Source organism: Geminicoccus harenae, assembly GCF_019800005.1.
Classification (GTDB): domain Bacteria; phylum Pseudomonadota; class Alphaproteobacteria; order Geminicoccales; family Geminicoccaceae; genus Geminicoccus; species Geminicoccus harenae.
The window spans coordinates 1-5141 of the sequence record NZ_JABGCL010000089.1 but is presented as its reverse complement, the minus strand read 5'-3'; the positions used below and the strand labels follow the sequence as shown (position 1 = coordinate 5141).

Here is a 5141-nt window from a genome sequence, read left to right as displayed (position 1 = left end):
TAGTGTCACTACACCGATAGGAAAGACTACCTATCCTCCCATTGGAGCCAGTTTAAATCTGTGCTACTCTTATACGGTTAGTTAAATATCCACTTTAACAAACCTATGAGTAGGAACTGTTTTAGAATAAATGTCTATGAGAAATTATCAGTCTCTCTATCTCAACTCTTTGAGATGAATATTTCTCCTATCATTTATTCATGGACCTTATCATTAATGTGTTTAATACACATCAGATAAGTTATACCTTCATTTATTAATAATATGAAACTTATATGCCCTTTAGGATTGGTTTTAGGGCATACCTCTAACAATCTCCCACTTGCACTAAAGCCAATCATCATAGTATCGAATACTAGTCTTCGCAAGACAAGGCTTATTGCACTCTCTAGTGTATAGGCAAGATAGATCATCAGATGCAAAACCATTTTGCATTTTATTATTTTCAATAATAGTATTTAAACTAATTCTGCTGCCAACTCTGATGTCCTAGTAAATGAGACCTATGCTTCCAAAAGAAAGCATTTGTTCACTCGACATTCTATTAGGCAATCTATGTAAATGGCGTGTATTTAGTAATTTCTTGAAATACAAGTATTTCATTCTTAAACTCTTTTAAGAACAAACTTGTTTCTATTCTGAATCTCTATTCTGAATTGATTATCAATATCTGCCTGACAACTCTTTGCAGCATGTTCTTGATATTGATATAAGTACATACTTTATTCTCATATGAGTCTCATATTTCTCAAATATTTATCTCATATGAATTAATCATTTCAAAAACTCCTTTTTGATGTGATTTGAATTCCTATAACGATTATGGAATTCTTAATACTACTTTAGTATTAATAGTGTGTACTAATAAAGAAATTAATTTGATGACTTTTCATGCTCCCACTAGTCCTTTTAAAAACTAAGGTACTTTATGTATTAAACCCTTTAATTACATAAAATTCCCTTTGTCGTTTTATAAAGGTATAATTTTAAACTAATATGGAAACCATGTTTTCTTATAACTCTTTATATAGAAAACTTGTTTTTCTAATAACTCTTTATTTAGAAAAACTTTCTTTTAAAGTTTATTTGAAATATCTCATATTATCAAATAACCTTTAAACTATATCGTTTAACATTTTAAAGGTCCTTAAGTGATATAAGATTATTAAGATATCCCAATATCTTTCTTTTAGTTTTACTTCATAATAATCAATTGAACTTTTCAATTATCTATTATTCATGAAGTATATAAGCTAAAAGTTAGGGTTTATACATCTTATGTATTATCCCTTTAATCTTTATATACACTTAAATTTTTATTCATTCAAGGCATTTGTAAAGAATTAAGAACTTTAAGACAGTTGCCAGATAAGATTTCAAAATCTAAAATATCTAATATTAAAGATTTATAAAATCAAATAAATGTTTAAACAAACATTACTAAAATAAAGACTTCCAGAGGAAGTAATTATTACATCCAGCAATTAAAAAGTTCTTAAAATTCTGAATAAGTAAAAATCAGGCTTCAAAGTCAAAGGCAGCAACACTTTGAGCCTTTCCAAACAAAGCCAGCCTGAAGATCACTCTTCTTTCTGCTTCCCCTTGTCTCCTATATACAATCGCATTGTACAATAAAACAATTAGGTATCGCATACCATAAGCAGAATACTAATTCGAAATTAGTAAATGAATAAATGACAAGACGTACCACTAGAAGAACCTTTCTTCAGAGTTGCTAGGTACTCCTTGCAATTTCTCTTCCAATGACCTGTTTTACCGCAGTGGAAACACTTTCCCTTAGAGTCTTTTGACTCTTTCTCCTTCTTCTTCATACCTCCTTTAGCTTTATATGGAGAATTCTTCTTCTTCTTACCCTTACCCTTAGGCTTGGATCTAGAAGTTGAAGCACCATCAAAAACTAAAGCGCTTCCTTTAGAGTCCTTTCTCAAAGTCTCTTCAGCAGTCACAAGCATATTCATCAAGTCGGTCAGAGAGACCTTGTCATTCACATCAGACATGTGAAAGTTCATGATGAATGGTTTGTAACTCGAAGGAAGTGAGTGAAGCAGAATATCAGTCCCCATCTCAGAAGAGATATCCACACGAAGATCATGCAAGGCATGGATATTGCGGATCATCTTCAAGCAATGCTCATTGACAGATGTCCCTTCCACCATCTTACAAGCAAAGAGCTCTCCCACAGTGTTGTACCTTACAACCCTATTCTGAGACTCATATAGCTCCTTAAGATGGGTGATGATAGCATGCGAGCTGTCTATGACTTCATGTTGCCTTTGGAGCTCATTAGTCATCGATGCCATAATATAGCACCTCGCCTGAATATCATCCTCAAGCCACTTGTTATAAGTAACTTGTTCCTCTTCTGATGCCCCTTCGGGAAGAGCATTAGGACGTGGAGACTTTAAGACATAGTCTATTTTGTCGGCGGCTAAAACAATTTTCAGGTTTCTAATCCAGTCATTGAAGTTGGGACCGGTTAAACGGTTGTCATCAAGAATACGTGATAAAGGGTTTAGTGGTGCCATCTACAATAGAAAATAATAATATTAATAAATTTCATATTTTGAAAACATTAAATTTCTGGTCTTTAATTTATATGTTTCCTCCCACTACTTTGTTCAAATCTCATACACCCTAAGATGAGACTTTGTGAATTTCAAACATAGTTCGAATTTCCATAGCAGGGATTGGAGTCCCATTTGAACTAGTGGACCCTCACATGTTAGGTTATTGGGCCACTAACTCAAAGGGGTGGATAACTCTTTATCCTAATGCTTCTCAAGCAAGTCCCAATCATCCTTTAGCCTCTAGAATATAATAACCTCACATAATAGTTTATTGGTTAGTATATTATAGTTAAATCATACCTACCATTCACATGAGTATGGTCAATTGAATGTGGCATCCCGCAACATATTAGCTTCTTGGTAGCCCCATTATCGCACCTCATGATATCCTATATGCCACAAGCCTGTTTGAATCTTTACAAATGAATGTGTTCCCACATATCTGCAGCCAAACACATCCACCATAAAGACCCTCATAGCTTGTAATGGTAGGAGGCTAGGATAAAGCATTTGCATGCCTCTTCCTTACAATTTAAGTTTAGAAAATTAGGGGTTTTGGATAAATGGTCTCATTTTTATAAACATTCATACATCACATGTATAACTACTATATATCACAATATATCATAAGGTTTAGACCCACCTTTATTATTAGTTCTCAACTATCCTCCCACTGACCTCCTAGAGGTTGCGATGGATTCATCTTGAACATATAATAAATCAGGTCAAGGCCCATGCAAGCATACATCACAAATATATAATGGGCCTTGGATTGATTATGGACTTTAGGGTTGGGTTCATGCTTAGAGCCACTAAAGCTGAACCCTAGGTCTTATATTGGTGGGTCGAGTGATCGTAATTATACACATATGCAACACATTACATAATACTGAAAATCTTCACAAGATCTTCATTCCTCTTGCCAAGTACTTCTCAAGTGCTTGATGTCTCTCGAACAGGATTCCACCATGATCTTCTTTTGAATTTAAAATACAAACATTTAAATATAAAGAAGGGGATTAAAGGAAATAGGGGATTTACATGTGAAGAGAGATAGAGGGAAAGAGGCATGAAAGCCTTTAATAATTACATCACATTTATTTAAACTCATTTAAATAAAAACCCATTCAATAACCTGTCACATCACATGCGGCCAATCTCAACTCATTTTAAATTGGTCTTAAGTCCATAATCATCCATTTTATTATCATACAACACATTGCATAATAAAAGGAAAACAACATTAAGTAAAGGCAATTATATTAATGATGATGGCAAATGGCATTTAATTAATTAAAGTCACATTCTTTATTATTATCCTATAACAATAATAATCCCATTATTATTATTATCCTATAATAATAACTAATTACTTTTAATCTCATTAAAAGTATATAATCATATCTTATATGAAAATCAAAGAACACTTTCTTTTAAAATAACTAAAACCACTAAAACAAAGCAATTAGGGTTTTAATTAAAACATGAATAATACTTTGAGAAATTATTATCACAATTCCTACTATGCTATTAACACTTTAATATGCAGAGTAGATCAATCACTATCAACCTACATAAGTGGAATAAATAATAACTCAAAATAAAATTCAAAACAACAAGCAATTTCTAAAACCAGAAATTCCAGCAATTGGGTACTGTTTTGAGATATTTTTCTTCTATATTAAAACAACCTTTTAATATCTGAAAAATACTATTTCTCAAGGATTTTAAGTCCTCTTTCAAATGGCATAGGTCTCATTAAGTGATTCCAACGTTTGGTTTCACTTTAGAGCTATTTGTGACTTGAACTCTTAACCCTGGCAGATTCAAGAATTCCTACACAAATCAATTTAATTAACTCATTCTATTAGTGAACTAAGTTCTCAAAACACTTCATTTCACAAGGTTTTTCAGTCCTCTAAACAATGGCAGGGGTCTCATCAATTAATTCCAACGTTTGAAATTAATTTGAGAGTTTTTGTGACATAGAGTCAGAATTGACAGATTCGACTCTTAATCACATAAATTCTTATGTGGCTATTCTAGATCATCAAAAATCATGGGAACTTTTCCTATAGATTGTTAAGACCTAGAATTAATGAAGTTAATAAGTGGCTTGCTTTAAAAAATCCAGAAAACAATTTTTCAAGATTTTTAAAGTACTTACATGTTGCTGCCCAGAAAATGCAGCAACCCAGAATTCATTTCAAATCTCATTTAAAATTAATTCTATGATATAAAAATGTATAAAAACAATTTTAATACATTAATACATCATTAGGCAGTAACCTTATGTGTTTTTAACAAATTAAAAACATACCTTCATCACATGAATTAATCAAAAACCAAACTCTCAAGAACACTTGAAATTAAACACTTTTAATTTCATATTATTGCATGCTTCAAGAATTAATATAAACACTTTTACTAACCTCAAGAACATGTAACAATCATGTAGGGTTTCTTAAAACCCTTTGATCCTTCAAACTAGAGGGTAGATACCTTCATGGCCGTGAACTGCATTTGGAAAGAGAGAGGTGAAAAGTGTTCTCG

The 5141-nt window shown here is 32.2% G+C and carries 1 protein-coding gene; it reads right to left on the bottom strand.

Going from position 1 to position 5141, the window contains the following annotated elements; genetic code table 11:
* Positions 1-1679: 1679 nt before the first annotated feature.
* Positions 1680-2546, bottom strand: coding sequence for a zinc finger domain-containing protein (locus HLA95_RS26660; protein ID WP_222185041.1), 867 nt, complete (start codon positions 2544-2546; stop codon positions 1680-1682).
* Positions 2547-5141: the final 2595 nt, after the last annotated feature.

What these genes read in the sequence shown, in the direction of transcription:
- HLA95_RS26660 (WP_222185041.1), bottom strand. Translation starts at nt 2,546, where the DNA reads ATGGCACCACTAAACCCTTTATCACGTATTCTTGATGACAACCGTTTA.